The sequence below is a fragment of the Kitasatospora sp. NPDC091335 genome (assembly GCF_044757205.1).
Classification (GTDB): domain Bacteria; phylum Actinomycetota; class Actinomycetes; order Streptomycetales; family Streptomycetaceae; genus Kitasatospora.
On record NZ_JBIVUM010000010.1, the window covers coordinates 36,729 to 55,187 of the forward strand.

Here is an 18,459-nt window from a genome sequence, read left to right on the forward strand (position 1 = left end):
CCCCATCCGCGTCACACCCCTCGAACGGAGCCCGATGTCCACTCCCGCTTCCCGCCCCTCCCGCCCCGCCGGCCGCGCCGCGACCTTCGCCGCCGCCTACGTCCTGCTCCGCAGTTCGGCCGACCTCGCCGACCACTGGATCCAGACCGACCACCAGGCCGGCACCAAGGCCGACCGCTCCCCGCACGGCCGCCGCGCCTGCGCCGCCCACGTCGCGACCTACACCGCGGTCCAGGCGGCCGCCCTGGTCCTCGGCGGCCGTGCCCTCGGCCTGCGCCCGAAGCCGCGCCGGGTCATCGCCGCGCTCGCCCTGTCCGCCTCCACCCACTACCTCGCCGACCGCCGGGAACCCCTGCGGCGGGCGGCCGAAGCCACCCGCCGCGGGAACTTCCTGCGCCTCGCCGACCACGGCATGAACGGGGGCTACATCCTCGACCAGGCCTTCCACCACGTCGTCGAGACCTGTGCCGCCCTCATCGTCGCCCGCTGACGCCGCCCGCCGGCCTCACCCGGCCTGCGGGTGCCACCCCCCGAGCCGCGCCGCGGCGACGCGCAGGGCAGCCGGGTCGGTGACCACGAGGCTGCCCCCGCGCCCCTTCGGCCAGCCCCCGAAGGGAGGATCGGAGGTGAGCCGCCGCACCGTGTCCCGCCCGAGGCCGAGGCACTCGGCCACCTCGTGCTGGGTGATCCTGAGGCACATCGGCCCGTCCGGCTGCCCCGCCGCCTCCGCGTGGTCCAGCAGCGGCAGGACGAGACGGGCCACCCGGGCCGCGCCGTCGCCGGACCGCAGGATCATCGCCCCCTCCCGCCCCCGGCCGGAGACGTACGGCAGGAGGTCGTTCCACCACTCGCGGCGGAACTCGGCGCTCCTGAACCGTTCGCCGGAGATCATCACCACCTCGCACTCGGTGCGCGCCCGCACGGTGGCCGTACGGGAGGTCAGTTCGAGCGCCGCCATTTCGCCGAGGAGGTCGCCGGCCCCCCGGATGGTGATCAGCTGTTCGGCTTCCCAGTCCCGGCCGCCCCCGCTCTGCCACACGTCCACCAGACCGCCCAGCAGGGCGAACACGTCGGCCCCCGGGTCGCCCTCACGCATCGGCGTCCACCCCGCCGGACGCGTCATCCGCGGAAGACCCCTGAGGAACGCGACCCACCGCTCCTCACCCACGCGCTGACGGAACGTCCAGTGCGGCCCGGGCGAGGCCCCGGGCCCGGGCCGCCGAGCCGTCCGGTTGGCAGCCGTCGGCGAACCCGCCGAGAAGTTGTGGCAGTTTTTCATGCCGGGAGATTAGAGGCCGCTGCGCCCAACGAGCCGCGACCATCCGACAGTTGGAGCAATGTCCAGGACTCCCCCCGGTTACCTGCTACCCTCCCGCGCCGCCTGCCGCCCGCGGGATCCACTGTGGCGCGGGTCACAGGATTTCGGACCTGCCAAGCCATTGCCCGCCACGCCCGGCGCCCAGACTCGTGACCGCCACCGCGCAGCAGGCCGGCCACCCGCCCCCTCATCCCGCCAGGAGAACGCCATGCCCGAACCCCCGCAGCTCCCCGGCGCCTCCAGCCGGCCCCTGCCGCCCTACCAGGGGCTACTCGGGCTGGACGTACGGCGCTACACCGACCTGCCGGGCGTGGTGCAGGCACCGGTCAGCGCCTACCTCGAACCGCTCCTCGACGCGGCGCTCACCGCCGCCGGGCTCGACGAGCTGAGGACGGCGAAGCGCTTCCTGTCGCACTCGGGAGACGGGCTGGCCCTCGGGTTCGCCTCCGAGCTGATGCCCCACGTCATCCACCCCGGGCTCGGCTGCCTCAGCAACGAACTCGCCCGGCACAACGCGGCACCGAACCGCGTCCGGCTCCGGATGCGGGCCAGCCTCCACGCCGGCCACGTGACCGCGGAGGGGTCCCCCGGCGAAGGCAACGGTCCGGCCCGGAACGAACTCCACCGGCTGCTCGACTCCGAGCAGGTCAAGGAAGTCCTGGCGCACGCCAGCCCGGCGACCACCCACCTGGTGGCGATCCTCTCCGACCACGTCTACCGGGAATCGGTCCGGGAGCTCTACACCGGACTGCCCCCGCGGCTCTTCAAGCGCGTCCGGGCGACCGTGCCCGGACGCGACTACAGCGAGTGGGCGTGGATCTACGACCCCGCGCACGCCGAGAACCCGCTCTTCCTGCCCGATTGCGAACGCCTCCACGTACCGAAGTGGACCACGTTCGTGGACACGATCGACCGCCTGCACTCCACGATCCGACGCCTCCTCGACCGCTACTGACTCCGCCCAACGGAAGGAACGCACCCGTGGCCCTGATCACCTACCACGGCATCTTCGACGTCATCCACGCGCGGGTGACCGGCGCCGCCCACCTCCGACCGGCGTTCCTCGCCGTCGAGTTCGAAGGCGAGACCCTCCGCCTCGAACCCGCCGAGGCGCGCGCGGCGCTCTGGGAGGAGCCGGAGGACACCGGGCTGCGCGGCCGGATCTGGTGCCGGGCCGTCGCGTTGGCCCAGCACGACACCCTGTCGACGGCCATCGGCTCGACCGAGGTCACGGGCTGGGTCGAGGCCCTGGTCTGGCTTGCCGCACCACGGCTCGAACGGTTCGTGCGCCAGTCCTCGCCCCGGACCCGGGCCGACCGGCAGGACCTGGAGTCCGAACTGCTGGCCGCCTTCGTCGAGGAGTTGGCCGAGGTCTCACCGGACGACCCGGAGGTCGGTGACCGGCTGCTGCGCGCCGCCGTCCGGCGGGGCCGGAAGTTCACCCGGGGCTCGGCCGACGAGTACCCGAACGAGCACGTCGTCGTGATCGCCGACGCCCGCGACGCCAGGGCTGCCGACAACGGCCGGGTGCCCGCGAGCACCGCGGCCGCGGACACCGGCGGCGCGGTGGTCGTACCGGACCCCGGTTCCCCCGCGGAGGTCGAAGCGGTTCGGCTCGCGGAACTCACCGACCACCTGGGGCTGCGGGAGGTGGTGCGCCGCACGCACCGTCCCGCGCGCGGGTCGCGGGTCGGCAGCCTTTCGCTGCGCGCGGCGGGAACGGCCCGTTGACCGCCCCGCGCCCGAGCGGGCCGCTGACCTTTCCCGAACTGTTCGGCCTCCCGCTGGCCGTCGACATGCGCACCGCCGCCCGGGCCTTCGGGATCTGCCGGCAGACGGCCTACCGGCTCGTCCGGCGGCAGGCTTTCCCCTGCCCGGTGGTCCGCGCCGGGCACCGCTACCGGGTACCCACGGCGGGCCTGCTCACCGCGCTGGGCATCGAGGAACTCCCGCTGTACGCCGACGAGTCGGAGACGTGGGTGAGCGAGCCGCCGCTGCCCGGGCTCGGCTGGAAGGACCTCTCGTGAAGACGACGCCGACGACCGCCCGGCACGATGACCCCCGGCCGGCGGGCCGGGGGGAGCCGACGACGTGCTTCGTGATCGGCCCCGTCAGGGGCCGGCACACGGGGGCCGACGACACCGGCCGGGCCTCCGGCCAAGCGCACCTCCACCTCCTGGAGTCGGTCATCCTGCCGGCGTGCGCGGCCTTGGGAATCGAACCGCTGCACGCGGACGGGATCCGGAACGGCGGGGAGTTCACCGAGCGGATCTGGCGGCACGTGCTCCAGTCCGACATCGTGATCGCCGACCTGACCGACGGAGAGCCGAACGTCCTGTACCAGCTCGGCCTGCGCCACACCACCGGCCGTCCGACCGTCCACCTCGCAGAGCGCGGCCGACTCCCCTTCGACGCCTCACCCGGCCGGACGATCCTGTACGAACGCTCCCCCGACGGTCTCGCGGACGCCCGCGAGAGGCTCCGGACCGCACTGGACCGGGCCCTGACCGAGGGCTACTCCCCGCTCGCACCGGCCCGGATCCTGCTCGGCCTGCGGTCACGGGACCACGACGCCGCTCTCGGTCCTCCCGACTCCGGCCCGAAGGACCGGGAGGACCGGGAGGACCGGGAGGACCGGGAGGACCGGGAGGACCGGGAGCGCCTGGAGCACAGAGAGCACGGGGAGCACCAGGCCGACCAGGAAGACGGGCCAGGCCTGATCGACCGCTTCGCCGCCGTCGAGGCGGAGATGCGGGTCGTGACCCAGGGCATCGAAACCATGACGGACCTGGTGAACACCATCGCCACCCTGGCCGAGGACTTCGGGCCCGTCCCGCAGGGCCCCTCCGGTACGGGGAGCACCCCGGCGGCGACGGCACCCGCCGCGCTCCGGGGGCTGGCCGTCTCCCTGGCCGGCCCAGCGTCCGAGCTCAGGGGCCGCGCCGCCGAGGTCGCCTCGCGGGTGTCGGGTGTGGACCCGACGGTGCACCGGTCGCTCGCCCTCTTCGAGGCGGCGCCGCACCTGTGGGAGGGATCGCCGGCCCACGACTCCCTGCTCCGGCTCATCGGCATGTCCCACTCCGCGTGGGAGGTCCTGAAGACCCTCCGGCTCTTCCGGATGACGATGGAGTGGCTCCTCTCCGCCCGCCCCGGCCTCCAGGGCCCGGCCGAGGACATCATCGCGGCACTCGACCTCCTCACCGAGACCATGGCCCGCATCGAAAGCTGGGACCGGCGGGCCCGCGCCCTGGTCTGACCCGCCGCCTGCCGGTGGCACTCGGGAAGGCCCCTGGCCCCGAGCGCCACCGGCCACCGGCCGCCGCCCACCGGAACACTCTCGAAAGGAACCGCATGCCCCTCGGCGTGGACCTCGACCGGCTCAGGACCGACCTCGGCGCCACTCCGGCTCAGATGTTCGAGTCGCTCTGCGTCCATCTCTTCCCGGCGATCCTGGACCACGACTTCGGCCCCGTCTTGGACGGCACGCTGTTGGCGCTCCGGCCGCCGGACGGCGGGCTGGAGGCGTGCGCCAGGACCGCCGACGGACGCGTGGTCGGAATCCAGGTCAAGCACCACGCGGCACTGAAGTCGGCGCTGCGTTCCATGGACGAGTCCGTCGGTTCCGCCCTCGCCCACCATCCCGACCTCACCGACATGCTGGTCTTCCTGCCCCAGGACTTCACCGCCGGCGGCACCGGCACGCCCGGCACCCGCCAGTGGAGTACCGCTTCGAGCCGCTGGGCCGCGATGGTCCGCCGTGTCCGGCCCGGCCACCCGGTCGTCTTCCACCCCTACACCAAGAGCCTGATCGAGCGGGCGGTGGTGTCGTTCGCGGAGGAGGCCGTGCCGGCCTACTTCGACGCCCGGTACCTCCGGTTGTCGGACCTCCACCGGCACGCGGCCGCGGCCGCCCGTACCGTCCGTCGCCGCCCGTGGCCGGCCGGCCCGCAACCACCGCAGCTCACCACGTTCCTCTCCGAGGCCCTGGCCGGACTCGACGACCCTTCGCCGCTCGTCTCGCGGCTGACCGAGACGGCGTCAGGGCTCCGGCTGTGGGCCGGATGGCGTCCGGCCGCCGACGGCCTCCCCGTTCCGTCCGTCGTGCCCGTCTCGGCGGCATCCGAACGCTGGACCGCCTCCTCCGGCCGTCGGGCGGAGTGCGCCGACGGGCTGGACGGCATCGCGCGGCTCCTCGGTGAGGAGGACCGCACCGACCCCGGGATCCTGCGCCGCCGGATCTCACAGGCGCTCCGGCTCTGCGGCCGGGTCGCCGTCGAGGTCCGGGAGGTACACGACGAACTACTGGACGCCGTACGGGCGTCGCAGCCGTACGAGGCGCTGCCGGGCCCCGGACGTGGCGCGCTCGGCCGCCTGCTGGCCGTCCTCAAGGACCTGCTGGCCTGCGCCCGCACCCTGTACACGACGTGCGCCGATCCCGCCCTGGCCACCCGCCAGACCGGCACGCTGCTCGTCGGCGGCGGTTGGGGCACGGGAAAGTCCTACGGCCTGGGAGGCTGGGTGCGGGGGCGCATCGCGGTCGGAGCGCCCACCGCGTTCGTCTGCGGCCACGAGTTCGGCCCGGACGAGCCGTTCGAAGCGCAGCTGCCCCGCCTCGTCGCCCCCGGCACCCGGGCACACGGGCTGCGCGACCTGCTGGCGGCCCTCCAGCAGCAGGCCCTGCTGACCGGCCGCCGGGCGGTCCTCGCGGTCGACGCGCTGAACGAGGTCCGGTGCCTGCGCGGGGACTTCCGGGTGGCCTTCGAGTCCCTGGCCGAGGTGGTCGGCCGCTACCCGCTGGTGACCCTGGTCGGCACCGTCCGGATGGACGCCAGGCCGGCCGTTCCCGAGCAGGTCGCCCACACCGTGAGCACCCGGGGGCACGGGTTCCTGTGGAACCCGGGAGTCGCTTCGCCGGACCGGTCCTGGCGGATCTACCAGGACATGTACGGGCTGCCGGAGTTGCTGCTGCCGCCGGACGTCTCCGAACTGCGGCGGCCGCTGATGCTCGCCGTCCTGGCCTGGTGCCTGCACCGCACGCCGCGGCCGCCCGGCGAGGCGATCGTCCCGCCCACCGTCGGCGACCTGTTCCAGACCTGGCTGGCGATCCTCAACGATGACCACGCCGCCTACCTCGACCGGGTCCACGACCTGCGCTCAGCTCCGTCCGCGGCCCCGCCGCCCCTGGTCACCCTCGCCTGCCGGGCACTCGCGGACGCGATGGGCGTGCGGGGATCGCTCGACTACGGGACCGCCGGCCGCGTGCTCTCCGGTGTGCCGGGAGCGGCCCGGCCCGCGGTCGTGCTGCGCTGGCTGGAGAGCGCGGGCGTGCTCGCCCTGGATCCGGACACCCGAAGGGTCCGGTTCGCCGTCCAGCGGTTCGCCGAGCACGTCCGTGCCGTGAACCTGCTCAACCACCGCCGCCGCTCGGCCGCCGTCACCCGCCTGGTCAAGGAGTTCGAGCGGCTGCGCGCCGCCGAACCGGAGTCCGCCCGGCTCACGGACCGCCGTCGGATGCTGGAGGCGCTCGCCGGGGCCGCGCCGCACGCGGCCAGAGCCGCCGAACTGGCGGATCTGGTACCCCGCCGGTACCGCTCGGCCGTCTCCGGCATGGTGCTGGAGTCGTTGGAGGGGCGCGCCGCCCCACGCGTCAGCCGGTCCTCCCGCGCGTTGCTGGCCCGCTGGCTCCGTACCCCGGACACCGCCCAGGCCGCACTGCTCGCCGTCCTGGTGAACGCCACCTGCCCCCGGCACCCGCTGGGAGTGGGGTTCCTGGACGCTCAGCTGTCCGCCTGGAGCCGGGGCCGCTACGCCCGCTGGTTCGCCGATCCGGTCCTGGAGATCCTCGACGACGAGGACCTGGTCCTCCTGCTCCGCCGCCTCGTCAAGGCGGCCGGGGCCGCCGGGGCGAGGGGCGACGAGGCCGTCGCCGAGGCCGGCATCCTGCTGCTGTGGCTCTCCGGCGTGGGCCACCACGGCCTGCGCGACGCCTGTGTGCGCACCCTCGCGGACCTGTGGACCGACCGGCCCGCGGCGATCGCCCGGCTCCTCGACAGGTTCGGCGGCCACCGGGACGAACTCGTCACGGAGGCGTACTGGCTGGCCGCCTACGGGGCACTGGCCCGCAGTACGGAACTGCCGTCCGCCCCGCTGTTCCGCGGTGCCGTCGACCGTGCGCTGACACGGCCGCACCTGCGGATCCACGACGCCGTCCTCGCGGTACGGGGCCTCCTCGGCCCGGAGCCCGGGGCCGCCGGAACCTTCCCCGCGGTCCCCCTCCGCCGCCCCCGTCTGCTGGCCCCGTTCTGCGGCGGCCTGATCGCCGAGGAGGCCGTCTCGCTGTCCTGGTGCCCGTTCGAGGAGACCGATCCGAGGCCCCGCCAGGCCTGGCTGGCCCGCCGGGCCCAGTTGCTCGCCCTCGGCGCTCCGCGGCACCCGGTCCGGGTGCGCGGCGGATCCGCCTTCGACGCGGCCGACGTGTCGGTGGCCAAGGCGCTCCAGCGCGCGCAGCAGGAGTGGTACGCCGAACAGGCCACCCTGGTCAGGGATTCGCGGCCCGTCCCGGTGCCAGGCGAGCACGGCGCGGCCCGGTACCACCAGCGAACCATCGATCCGACCCTGGGGGCCCGATGGCCCACCCGTCTCAACACCTCCTCCCGACCGGGGAACTGGTGGACCCCGCCGTTCACGGCTGCCGGGCTGCGAGGGTCCCCGACCGGCCCGCCGACCAGCCTGACGTCGGTTCTGACGAAGCCGGACCCGTCCGGAACGCCGTGGCTGCTGATGAACGCGCTCCACCACCTGCTCGACGAGGGCGACGAGGGGGACGAGCAGGACGAGCGGCCCGTGCCAGGCCTCCCCCTCCTGCACGACCCGAGGAGCGGCATCCTCCGCCTCTCCGACACCTGGCGGGCCGCCTCCCCGGCCCACCGGACGCAACGGCTTCCTCCGGTCCTGCGGGTCGAGTCCTTCGTGGTCCCCCGCTCGGACCTGGCCTCCGCGTTCCCCGCACCGGCCGCCCTCCAGCGGTTGCGGCCGGCCCTGCGCTGGCCCGGACAGGCCTACCTCTCGGAGTACTACGGCCGTCCCGAGTTCGCCCACGCCCCCGGGAAGCCGTCGGGGCCCGAGCCCACGGCGGTCACCTCCCAGGACATCGGTGTCCCGCCACCGGCCGTCGGCCGCTTCTTCGGCGCCCGTGACCGCCCGGTCCCCACCCGCCGGCTGACCGACCGGCTGGACGTCCGCTGGACCGGCCGACAGCTCGACTTCGCCGACCGGTCCAGCGGGGAACTCGTGCTCACCGACCCGGGGTTCGCCGGCGAGGGCCCGGAGAGCATCCTGCTCCGGCAGACGGCCGTCGACCGCCTGCTCGGCCAGGACGACGTCCTGCTCTGGGCCGTCACCCTCGTCGAACCCGTCGCGGCGTGGTCGGTGGGCTGGTCGGCCTACTGCGTGCTCGACTCCGGCACCCTGTGCCACCTTCCCGGTGTCGGGCCTTCGACCGGCCATCGGCTCCCGCCCGTCCTCTGGCCCCGGCCCGGGGTGCCCGCGTGGCGGCCGGACCCGGGCGGCTGACCGGCCCCGGCCCCGGCGCCGTTCGGCGGCCGGGGCCGGGGCCGGGGCCGGGTGCCGGCGGCCTACCAGGCGTAGTCCTCCGGGGCGGGCTTGTGGCCGGGGAAGAGCTCGTCGAGGTGGTCGAGGGTCTTCTGGTCGAGCGTGAGGTCGAGCGCCGCGAGGGCGCCGTCGAGGTGGTCCGCGGTGCGCGGGCCGACGATGGGGGCGGTGACGGCGGGGCGGGAGAGCAGCCAGGCGAGGGCGAGGACGGCCGGGTCGGCGCCGAGTTCGTCGGCGAAGTCCTCGTAGGCCTGGATCCGGTCGCGGTGCCTGTCCAGGAGTTCGCTCGCGTAGGGCAGCGCGCTGCGGTCCCGGGTGCCCTCGCGCTCCTTGCGCAGGATGCCGCCGAGCAGGCCGCCGCGCAGCGGGGACCACGGGATCAGGCCGACGCCGTAGTGCCGGAGGGCGGGGATCACTTCGAGTTCGATCGTGCGGTCGAGCAGGTTGTAGAGGGACTGCTCGCTGACCAGGCCGAGGAGGTTCCGGGAGCGGGCGGTCTCCTGGGCCTGGGCGATGTGCCAGCCGGCGAAGTTGCTGGAGCCGACGTAGACGACCTTGCCCTGGGCGACCAGGACCTCCATCGCCTGCCAGACCTCCTCCCAGGGCGTGTCCCGGTCGATGTGGTGCATCTGGTACAGGTCGATGTGGTCGGTCTGGAGGCGGCGCAGGCTGGCCTCGACGGCCTTGCGGACGGCGAGCGCGGAGAGCCTGCCCTCGTTGGGCCAGTCGCCCATGTCGCCGTAGACCTTGGTGGCGAGGACGGTGCGCTCGCGGCGGCCGCCGCCCTTGGCGAACCAGCGGCCGATGATCTCCTCGGTGCGCCCCCGCTGCCGGCCTTCGCTGTCGCGGCCGTAGACGTTGGCGGTGTCGAAGAAGTTGATGCCGCGCTCGTGGGCGGTGTCCATGAGGCGGTGGGCCTCGGCTTCCTCGGTGTGGCGGCCGAAGTTCATGGTGCCGAGGCAGAGGCGGGAGACGGTCAGGCCGGTGCGGCCGAGGTGGGTGTACTCCATGGCGCCCCACCCAAGACCACACCGGCGTCACTGTCCAGCACATTTCACGGGTGTGCCGGAGCCCTGCGGATCACTGCCGGCAGTCCCGCTGGTCACCGCTCACAGCCCCGCCGCTCACCGCCCGTGGGTGGCGAACTTCCGTACGGCGAGCGGCACGCAGACCGCGAGCAGCAGGGCGCTCCAGAGCAGCGCGGCCAGGGTGGCGTGCTGCGTCGGCCAGGCGGAACCGGCCGCCGAGGGGTTGCCGAAGAGTTCCCGGCAGGCCTGGACGACGGAGCTGACCGGGTTCCAGTCGGCGAGGACGCGCAGCCAGCCGGGCATGCCGCCGGTCGGCACGTAGGCGTTGGTGACCATCGCCAGCGGGAAGACCGCGACGGAGAGCTGTCCGGCCGCCTCCTCCTTGCCGACGGCCAGGCCGAGCAGGGTGCCGACCCAGGTCATCACGAAGCGGAAGAGCAGCAGCAGGGCGAACGCCCCGGCGGTGTCGGCGAGTCCGTGCCGGGCGCGCCAGCCGGTGAGGAGTCCGACCAGCGCCATCAGGGCCAGGACGACGACGCTGACCAGCAGGTCGGCGAGGGCCTGGCCGAGCAGCAGCCCGGTGCGGGAGACCGGCATGGAGCGCAGCCGGTCGGTGACTCCGCGCCCGACGTCGCGGGCGGCGCCGACCATGGTGGGCATGATGCCGTTGGTGGCCACCATGGCGAACAGCCCGGGCATCAGGAACTCCCGGTAGTCACCGCCACCCGGCACCTGCATGGCGCTGCCGAGGACGTACCCGAAGACCACCACCATCACCACCGGCACGCCCAGCGAGGCGGCCAACAGGCCTGGCGAGTGGCGGTAGTTGAGCAGGACGCGGAGCATCGACGTCCAGGTGCCGGTGGCGAGCCGGCCGAGGGCGGACGGACGGGCAGGCGAACGGGCGGGCGGACGCTCGGACGGGCGGGCGGCGAGGTGCGCGGTGGTGGCCATCAGGCGGCCCTCCCCTCGGCCGCCGGTCCGTCCGCGTGCTCCCGGGTGAGCGCGAGGAACACGTCGTCCAGCGAGGGCTCCCGCACCGCGACGTCCCGCGCGGTCACCGCCATGCCGTCCAACTCCCGTACCAGCGAGGGCAGCAGGACGGGGACGCCCGGCGCCGTCAGCACCGTGACCGTCCGCTCGGCCACGTCCACCTGGGCGTCGCCGCCGGTCAGCGAGGACAACACCACGGCGGTGGCGGCGAGTTGCCCGGGGTCGGCCAGGGTGACGGAGACCTGGCTGCCGATCGCGGCCTTGAGCCCGGCCGGCGGTCCGGTGGCGATGGCGGCGCCGCGGTCGACGACCACGATGTCGTCGGCGAGCCGGTCGGCCTCCTCCAGGTACTGGGTGGTGAGCAGCACGGTGGTGCCGCCTCCGGCCAGTTCCCTGACGGTGTCCCAGATCGCCTGCCGGCTGCGCGGGTCGAGCCCGGTGGTGGGTTCGTCGAGGAAGAGCACCGGGGGGCTGGTGACCAGGCTGGCGACGAGGTCGAGGCGTCGGCGCATGCCGCCGGAGTAGGTGCGTACGAGCCGGTCGGCGGCGTCGGCGAGGCCGAAGCGGGTGAGCAGTTCGTCGGCGCGCTCCCGGGCCCGGCGGGCGCCGAGGTTGTGCAGCCGGCCGAACAGGTGGAGGTTGTCGCGGCCGGTGATGCCCTCGTCCACGGCGGCGTGCTGTCCGGCGAGGCCGATGGCGCGCCGGACGTCCTCGGCTTCGCGGACGACGTCGTGTCCGGCGACCCGGGCGGTGCCGCGGTCGGGGGCGGCCAGGGTGGCGAGAACACGGACGGCGGTGGTCTTGCCGGCGCCGTTGGGGCCCAGCAGGCCGCAGACGGTGCCGGCCGGGACGGCGAGGTCGAGGCCGCGCAGGGCCTCGGTGGCGCCGAAGCGTTTCTCCACGCCGGCCATCTCGATGGCGGCTCGTGCGGTGTCGGACATGGCTCCGGCCTCTCTCCAGGTACATCGTACGTAGAAGCGCGCTCGGGCGCCATCGTACTACGTACGGCGTACGTATCTACGATGGGTGGGCGAGGTGATCTTCCAGTGCCGTCCAGCAACTCCCCCACCGGCTCCGAGCAGCCGGAACAGCCGACCCGAGCAGCACGGGCAGAACAGGCCGAACAGGCCGAACAGCCGGACCAGCCCGGCAGGCCCACGCCCCCCGAGGCCCCCGAGCTGATCTGGCTGCGCCCCGAGCGCACCGGCCGCGGCCCGCGCCCGGCCCACAGCCGCGACTCGATCGCCGCGGCGGCCATCGGGATCGCCGACGCCGAGGGCCTGGACGCGGCCTCCATGCGGCGGGTGGCGGCGGCGCTCGGCGCGGGCACCATGTCGCTCTACAACTACGTGCCGAAGAAGGAGCACCTGCTCGACCTGATGCTCGACGCGGCCACCGGCGAGTACCGGCTGCCGGCCGAGCCGAGCGGCGACGTCCGGGCCGACCTCGCCGCCCTCGCCCACCAGCAGCTGGCCATCCTCCGCCGCCACCCCTGGCTGCCCACCCTGGTGCTGGCCCGGCCCGGCATCGGCCCCAACGCGCTGCGCTACACCGAACACTTCCTCGCCGTCACCGCCCCCACCGGCCTCGACGGCGGCGCCCGGATGGAGGCGATGTCGCTGTTCAACGGCTTCGTCTGCCAGTTCGCGCAGTACGAGCAGACGGCCGCGGCGGGCGCCAAGTGGCAGGCGGAGCTGGTCGGTTACCTCGGCCGGGCCGCGGCGAGCGGCGCATACCCGCACCTGGCGCGGGCGTTCGCCACGGCCGGGCCTCCGGGTGACCCGGACCAGGTCTTCGACCGCAGCCTGGCCCGGGTGATCTCGGCCATCCTGGCGCCCCTGCCCGGGAGTTAGCGGAGAACCTCGCGCGGCAGCACCGCCGCCACCCGGCCGTCCACCAGCACCATCAGCGCCCGGTGGGTGCGGCCGAGCAGCGCCCGCGCCTCGGCCGCCGACTGCCCGACGCCGACCGTCGGCAGCGCCGGCCCGACCAGCCCGCCCAACCCGTCCTCCGGCTTGGCGGCGCCTTCGGCGAGCGCCGCCGCCAGCGCGGCCCGGGACACCGAGCCGACCACCTCCGTGGCGGCCACCCCGTACGGGCGCGCCGCCCGCACCAGGACGACCGGCGCCACCGGCGCACCGCCCAGCGCCTCCAGTGCCGCGCCCACGGTGGCGTCGGCGGCCACCGTCACCAGCGGGTCGCTGGCCTCCAGCAGCGGCCGCAGGCCGTCCCCGTCCTCCAGGAAGCCCCACTCCCGCATCCACACGTCGCTGTGCACCTTGGACAGGTAGGAGCGCCCCGAGTCCGGCAGCAGCACCACGACCAGGTCGTCCGGGCCGAGCCCGGCCGCCACCCGCAGCGCGGCCGCCACCGCCGCGCCCGAGGACGGTCCGGCCAGGATGCCCTCCTCCCGGGCCAGCCGACGTGCCGCCAGCAGCGACTCACGGTCCGGGACGCGCTGGTAGGAGTCGATCACCTCCGGGCGCAGCGCCAGCGGCTGGCGGTCCTCGACGGTTTCGGGGTGGAGGTAGTGCCCGATGCTCTCGACGTACCACGGGCTGCCGTCGCCGCCCCCGTACGTCGAGGACTCCGGGTCCGCGCCGACCACCGTCACGGAGCCGCCGGACGCCTCCTTCAGGTGGGTGCCCGTCCCCGTGATGGTGCCGCCGGTGCCGACGCCCGCGACGAAGTGGGTCACCCGGCCGCCGGTCTGCTCCCAGATCTCGGGGCCGGTGGTGCGGAGATGGGCCTCGGGGTTGGCCAGGTTGTCGTACTGGTTGGCGAGCCAGGCCCCGGGGATCTCCTCGGTCAGCCGCTCCATCACCTTGAACAGGTGCCGCGGGTCCTCGGCGGGCACGGCGGTCGGGGCGAGCACCACCTCCGCGCCGTACGCCCGCAGGATGTCGGCCTTCTCGGGCGACGACTTGTCGACAACGCCGGCGATCACCCGGTAGCCGCGCTGCCGCCCGACGATGGCCAGGCCGATGCCGGTGTTGCCCGAGGTCGCCTCGATGATCGTCCCGCCGGGCTTCAGCAGTCCGTCCCGCTCGGCGGCCAGCACCATCGAGAGGGCGGCGCGGTCCTTGACGCTGCCGCCGATGTTGAGGAACTCGGCCTTGGCGTAGATCGGCGCGGCGAGGCCGGCGCCCAGCCGGGCGAGGCGGAACAGCGGCGTCCCGCCGATCGCGTCGAGGACGGATTCGTGCACTGCGGCCATGGTCGGCCCCTTTCACTGGCTCTGTCCGCCCGAGCCTGCCCCGGTCGGGGGCCCGGTAGACGGTGGTGGCGCCGTTCCTCATCCTCCCGAAACACGTGCCCGACGGCCGCGCAGGTGACCTGCTCTCAGACGCCCGTCCGAGGCGCCTTCACCGGTTCGGAGGAGGGCGAGCGGTTAACCATTTCATCGAAGTGTCGCTCCCTGTCAGGACTGAGAGCATCACGCTGCCCGCCGGGTTCTCCGCGTGGACGACCTGATGGTCGTCGGTCTCCGACACGTACGACGGCGGGCTCCGTCTTGACCGAGGAAGGAACCTCCGATGACTTTGACGCCTCAGAACATCGCGCAGGAGCTCGAAGCCGCGACCCAGGTGGGTGACCCGCGGGCTGACCGGCTGGTGTCCGATCTGATCGACAACAAGGAGATCGACGGGGTCAACGCCCTGTTCCGCACCATCGGCACGCTCAAGCCCGGCCAGGACCTCTCGCAGTTGCCCGCGCGGCTGGCGGACTTCCTCCGGGAGGCCGCGTCGCCTCCGCCCGGCTGGTCCGAGGCGGACGTCGACGCCGCGGAGGGCTTCTTCCGTCACCACCACGGCGAGGTGTCCATGCTTCAGGGCACCGTCGGCCTGATCGGGACCTACCTGTCCCCGACCGGCGCGTTCACCCTGCGGTCCACCGGCCGTCTCGGCGGGGTCAAGGGGCCGGGCCGGCGGCTGTCGCAGTCCTCGCGGCTGTTCCTCGACATGGGCGACGGCAACGCCCTGCGCGACGGCACCCTCGCGGCCAACGTCACGAAGGTCCGCCTGGTCCACGCCTCGGTGCGGCAGCTGCACAAGAAGAGCGGCGTGTGGGACTACGCCACGTGGGGAGAGCCGGTACCCGTCAAGTACACCACCGGCGCCACCTGCGTGTTCAGCGTGCAGATCCTGGAGGCCATGAGGAACCTGGGCATCGACGTCTCCAAGGACGACGCCAACGGCTTCATGTCCGCCTGGCACTACGTCAACCACTACCTCGGTACGCCCGAGCGGTGGCAGCTGCCCAAGGACGCCGACGAGACCACGCGCCTGTGGACCAAGGCGCGCGACGACGAGTGGAAGAAGACCGACGACGGCGTCTTCATGACCCGGCAGGCGCTGGAGTTCTACAAGCAGTTCTTCCCCGGCCCCACCCACGACGCGTTCGTCGCGATGATCCGCCAGGCGCTCACCGACAAGTACGCCGACATGGCCGGCGTACCCAGGGGCGTCCTCGACCTCGCCGCCGGACCGCTCGCCGCCGGCCACGAGGTGGTCAGCGGCCTGGGCGGTGGCCTCCTCGGCGGCGCCGCCAAGAAGGCCACCGGGGTCAATCCCTACAAGGAGATCATCGGCATCGCGTCGAAGGCGTTCAACGAGGTCGAGCGGTTCGCGCTCACGCACGACCAGGACGACCAGCCGCAGATGCACCAGGAGCTCGGCGACGACCGCTGAACCTGAACGCGGGCGATGGGCGGGCAAGGGCGGGCGCGGGCCGAGGTGGCCCGCGCCCGCCCTTCCGTTGGGGGCGTGAAGAGGGTGTGCGGTGGCTCGTTCGCGCCCCCTGACTCTGCCGCGCTCCAGATCGCACAACGGCGCCGCACACGACCGCCTCCCACGGCGATCGTGTGCGGAGAGTGACTGATAGTCAGATCAGCGGGCCGAAGAGGCCGCGCTCCCAGTGCCCCAGCCAGGAGGCCGTGGCCGACGGCAGCTCCTCGTCCTCCGTGGACTCGTCGTACGGGAGCAGCGCGGTGGGCGCGATCCAGCCCTCCCCCGGGTCGACGCTGATCCGCAGGACGCTCACCCGCTTGCGCTCGGCGAGGTAGCTCCAGAAGTCGTAGGTGTGCGGGTGGTGGGTCTCGTAACGGTCGTGCAGGGCCCGGCAGACGGACTTGATGGTGGTGGTCACGAGCAGGAGGTGACGGCTGCCGGGGCCCAGGTTGACGCAGAGCCGGCGGCGCGCGCCGCCGCAGTCGGCGTAGGAGAGGTTCTGGCGGTTGTCGATGTGCAGGCCGGGACGCAGGCCGTTCTCCGGCAGGCGGTGGGTGACGGGTTCGCCGGGCGGGTCGTCGGTCGCGGGGAGCGGGACGGGGAACGGGTCTCCCAGCTCGCCGACCAGGGCGGCCGTCGACTCGCGGTCGGTGACGGTGGCGGGGAGCCGGAAGAACTCCACCAGGCCGCTGTCCTCGGTGAACAGGCTCGGCGCGTACCGCGCGGGGAGGTGGTCGGACAGCGGGGCCCAGTCGCCGGCCGGGACGACGGCCCCCGACTCGTAGCCGGGTTCGCCGAAGAGGCGCCGGACACCGCCGATCTCACAGCGGTCCAGGAGGGCGGCCGGGTCGCGGAAGGCGATCGCGGCGGGGTGCAGGTCGGGCATGGGGGAAAACCTCGGATCAATCGTCGTCGTCGGTGGGGTCGGTGGGGTCGTCGTGGCGGTGGATGCCGGTCATCAGGGCGGCGGCCAGGGTGGTCCACCAGACGACGTCGGCGGTGGCCGGCTCGCGCGGGGGGACGAGGTTCGCGGCGAAACAGGCGAGGGCGAGGCTGGCGACGGCGACCGTCGCCGTGGGGGCGAGCTTGATGCGGATCAACTCCCGGGCGGGGGAAGGCTGTCGGCCGACCGGAGCCGGACGCGGACCCACACCCGCTTGCCCTCGTCGCGGCGGACGATGACGCCGAAGTCGAGGGCGAGCTGACGGACCAGATCGATCCCCCGGCCGCCCTCGGTGAAGCGGCGGGGGTGGGGGTGGCGGAGCCGGAGGTCGCCGCGCGGGTCCCAGACTTCGAGCCGGCAGTCGCCGTCGAACTCCTGGAGGGAGAGGCGGACTTCGTCGCTTCCCCGGCAGGCGTGGACGACGGCGTTCGTCACCAGCTCGGAGGTGATGAGGACGAGGTCATCGACGGGATCGCCGCTCCAGCTCCAGGAGTTGAGCTGCTCGCGGATCAGACGGCGGGCGGTACGGACCGAGGTCGAGTGCTCGGTGAGGGTGGTCTCCCAGGTTCGGAGGACCGGGTTACGCAAGGTGGACATGAGTCACCCCACACCTTCAGTGGCGTGTTCGTGCGGTCACGTTGAGTGTGGGCCATCGAAAATCGAAAACGCAACCTCATTGCTCGAAGAAATTAATTGATCATGGATCAGACTTGAGACTGTGCCAGCAGAGTGGCCAGACTGGGCCACACACCGGAGGGAGGATCCACTTGAGCAAGGACCTGTCAGCCATCAGGCAGATTCGACTCGGCGACGAGCTGCGGGCTTGGCGACTGGAGAACAACAAGACCCTGGCCGACATGACAGCTGGCCTGAAAGGGTGGAGTCCGGGTCGACTGAGCAGGATCGAACGAGCCCAGCAGTCGATCAACGCGGCCGACCTGGCCACGTTGCTCGAACATGCCGGCGTCACCGGTCCAGAGCGGGAAGAACTCGAAGCGCTGCTCGGCCCTGGACCTCCGAAGCAGTGGTGGCGCGATCTGGACTACTCCGAGACCATCACGCCAGCCTTCGCGGAGTACCTGGCCCTCGAAGCCGATGCCTCGCACATACTGAACTACTTCCCTTCGGCGTTCCCAGGCTTGGTCCAGACGATGGACTATGCGAAGGAGATGATCGCCGCTGGAGTCGATGCCCCGAACGAGGAGTTGGTCGAAGCTGGGGCGGAGGTTCGCATACTCCGCCAACGGCGCCTCACCAAAGAGCCGACTCTCACCTTCGAGGCATACTTCGGCGAGGTTGCACTGCTCGTAGCAGGAGACCCCGAGGTCTTGACCGGCCAGATCAACCACGCAATCAAGGTGGCTCAGTACCCGAATGTCTCACTCCGAATGGTGCCGCTGAACGCTGGAAGAACTGGAATCCTGGCATCTGGAGTCACTCTGATGCGCTTCCCCGATGACCCTGACGATGGCTTCCTCTTCGTCGAAGCTGTCGGAGGTATGCTCCCGCGTAGAGCGGGGCGCGAAGTACGGCGAGCCGAAAGGGCGTTTGCCCGAGTCAAGCGGTGCTCACTGTCCCCGACGGACACCATCGCCGCCCTTGAGCGCAAGTTGGAAGAGCTGACGTGAGCAAGAAGAACGACCCTTACAGCCACAACCCCTCCGAGGCCGAGTGGGTCAAGTCCCCCTTCTCCGCCGAAGGCAACGGCGACTGCGTGGTCGTTGCGCGCTTCGACAACGGGGACGTGTGGGTCGGCGACGACAAGAACCCCGACCAGCCCCACCTCGCCTTCAACCAGGACGAGTGGGCGGCCTTCGTCCAGGCCATCGAAGCCCA

At 73.0% G+C, this 18,459-nt stretch carries 18 protein-coding genes; 10 read left to right on the forward strand and 8 right to left on the reverse strand.

The window, feature by feature from the left end; all coding sequences use genetic code 11:
• Positions 1 to 34 precede the first annotated feature (34 nt).
• On the forward strand, positions 35 to 490 hold the full coding sequence (locus ACIQOW_RS21600; protein ID WP_401087343.1) for a hypothetical protein: 456 nt from the start codon (positions 35 to 37) through the stop codon (positions 488 to 490).
• A 15-nt stretch (positions 491 to 505) separates the two neighbouring features.
• Here the strand turns inward: ACIQOW_RS21600 and ACIQOW_RS21605 are convergent, their stop codons facing one another.
• Complete coding sequence (locus ACIQOW_RS21605) at positions 506 to 1,279, reverse strand: Crp/Fnr family transcriptional regulator (RefSeq protein WP_401087345.1); 774 nt, start codon at positions 1,277 to 1,279, stop codon at positions 506 to 508.
• A 247-nt stretch (positions 1,280 to 1,526) separates the two neighbouring features.
• Between ACIQOW_RS21605 and ACIQOW_RS21610 the strand changes: the two genes are divergently transcribed.
• The 5 genes from ACIQOW_RS21610 to ACIQOW_RS21630 all read left to right on the forward strand — a co-directional run bounded on the left by ACIQOW_RS21610 (position 1,527) and on the right by ACIQOW_RS21630 (position 8,890).
• Positions 1,527 to 2,273: a hypothetical protein gene (locus tag ACIQOW_RS21610; RefSeq protein WP_401087347.1), complete on the forward strand. Its 747-nt coding sequence runs from the start codon at positions 1,527 to 1,529 to the stop codon at positions 2,271 to 2,273.
• Positions 2,274 to 2,299: 26 nt separating this feature from the next.
• Positions 2,300 to 3,049, forward strand: a complete 750-nt coding sequence (locus ACIQOW_RS21615; RefSeq protein ID WP_401087349.1) for a hypothetical protein — start codon at positions 2,300 to 2,302, stop codon at positions 3,047 to 3,049.
• Positions 3,046 to 3,345, forward strand: a complete 300-nt coding sequence (locus ACIQOW_RS21620; protein WP_401087351.1) for a helix-turn-helix domain-containing protein — start codon at positions 3,046 to 3,048, stop codon at positions 3,343 to 3,345. Before ACIQOW_RS21615 ends, ACIQOW_RS21620 begins: the two co-directional genes overlap by 4 nt.
• Positions 3,346 to 3,416: 71 nt before the next feature.
• Positions 3,417 to 4,574 (forward strand): hypothetical protein, encoded by a 1,158-nt coding sequence (locus ACIQOW_RS21625; protein WP_401087353.1) that lies wholly within the window; start codon positions 3,417 to 3,419, stop codon positions 4,572 to 4,574.
• Between the two features lie 95 nt (positions 4,575 to 4,669).
• Positions 4,670 to 8,890, forward strand: a complete 4,221-nt coding sequence (locus tag ACIQOW_RS21630; RefSeq protein ID WP_401087355.1) for a hypothetical protein — start codon at positions 4,670 to 4,672, stop codon at positions 8,888 to 8,890.
• A 62-nt stretch (positions 8,891 to 8,952) separates the two neighbouring features.
• Here ACIQOW_RS21630 and ACIQOW_RS21635 read toward each other — a convergent pair whose 3' ends face one another.
• From ACIQOW_RS21635 to ACIQOW_RS21645, 3 genes are all read right to left on the reverse strand, one after another.
• Positions 8,953 to 9,939, reverse strand: coding sequence for an aldo/keto reductase (locus ACIQOW_RS21635; RefSeq protein ID WP_401087357.1), 987 nt, complete (start codon positions 9,937 to 9,939; stop codon positions 8,953 to 8,955).
• Between the two features lie 114 nt (positions 9,940 to 10,053).
• Positions 10,054 to 10,911, reverse strand: a complete 858-nt coding sequence (locus tag ACIQOW_RS21640) for an ABC transporter permease (RefSeq protein ID WP_401087359.1) — start codon at positions 10,909 to 10,911, stop codon at positions 10,054 to 10,056.
• Positions 10,911 to 11,891, reverse strand: coding sequence for an ATP-binding cassette domain-containing protein (locus tag ACIQOW_RS21645; RefSeq protein WP_401087360.1), 981 nt, complete (start codon positions 11,889 to 11,891; stop codon positions 10,911 to 10,913). Before ACIQOW_RS21645 ends, ACIQOW_RS21640 begins: the two co-directional genes overlap by 1 nt.
• A gap of 105 nt (positions 11,892 to 11,996) precedes the next feature.
• Here ACIQOW_RS21645 and ACIQOW_RS21650 point away from each other — a divergent pair, with 105 nt between their 5' ends.
• Entirely contained in the window at positions 11,997 to 12,803 is an 807-nt protein-coding gene (locus tag ACIQOW_RS21650; RefSeq protein ID WP_401087362.1) for a TetR/AcrR family transcriptional regulator C-terminal domain-containing protein, read from the forward strand.
• Here the strand turns inward: ACIQOW_RS21650 and ACIQOW_RS21655 are convergent.
• Entirely contained in the window at positions 12,800 to 14,167 is a 1,368-nt protein-coding gene (locus tag ACIQOW_RS21655) for a pyridoxal-phosphate dependent enzyme (RefSeq protein WP_401087364.1), read from the reverse strand. The genes ACIQOW_RS21650 and ACIQOW_RS21655 overlap by 4 nt on opposite strands.
• A 319-nt stretch (positions 14,168 to 14,486) precedes the next feature.
• On the opposite strand from ACIQOW_RS21655, the gene ACIQOW_RS21660 reads away from it, so the two are divergent.
• On the forward strand, positions 14,487 to 15,641 hold the full coding sequence (locus ACIQOW_RS21660; protein WP_401087366.1) for an oxygenase MpaB family protein: 1,155 nt from the start codon (positions 14,487 to 14,489) through the stop codon (positions 15,639 to 15,641).
• Positions 15,642 to 15,834: 193 nt separating this feature from the next.
• Here ACIQOW_RS21660 and ACIQOW_RS21665 read toward each other — a convergent pair whose 3' ends face one another.
• Genes ACIQOW_RS21665 through ACIQOW_RS21675 form a run of 3 tightly spaced genes read right to left on the reverse strand, consistent with a single transcriptional unit; the run spans position 15,835 to position 17,220 of the window.
• The gene (locus ACIQOW_RS21665) at positions 15,835 to 16,566 is read right to left on the reverse strand and encodes a hypothetical protein (protein WP_401087368.1); all 732 of its coding nucleotides are present in this window, start codon (positions 16,564 to 16,566) and stop codon (positions 15,835 to 15,837) included.
• A gap of 16 nt (positions 16,567 to 16,582) precedes the next feature.
• Complete coding sequence (locus tag ACIQOW_RS21670; protein WP_401087369.1) at positions 16,583 to 16,780, reverse strand: hypothetical protein; 198 nt, start codon at positions 16,778 to 16,780, stop codon at positions 16,583 to 16,585.
• Positions 16,777 to 17,220: an ATP-binding protein gene (locus ACIQOW_RS21675; protein WP_401087371.1), complete on the reverse strand. Its 444-nt coding sequence runs from the start codon at positions 17,218 to 17,220 to the stop codon at positions 16,777 to 16,779. The genes ACIQOW_RS21670 and ACIQOW_RS21675 overlap by 4 nt, the downstream gene beginning before the upstream one ends.
• A 170-nt stretch (positions 17,221 to 17,390) precedes the next feature.
• Between ACIQOW_RS21675 and ACIQOW_RS21680 the strand changes: the two genes are divergently transcribed.
• Together ACIQOW_RS21680 and ACIQOW_RS21685 are read left to right on the forward strand one after the other, a co-directional pair.
• Positions 17,391 to 18,251 carry a helix-turn-helix domain-containing protein gene (locus tag ACIQOW_RS21680; RefSeq protein WP_401087373.1) on the forward strand — a complete coding sequence of 287 codons (861 nt, stop codon included), beginning with the start codon at positions 17,391 to 17,393 and terminating at the stop codon, positions 18,249 to 18,251.
• On the forward strand, positions 18,248 to 18,459 hold a 212-nt coding region (locus tag ACIQOW_RS21685; RefSeq protein WP_401087375.1), incomplete at its 3' end, for a DUF397 domain-containing protein. The genes ACIQOW_RS21680 and ACIQOW_RS21685, both read left to right, overlap by 4 nt.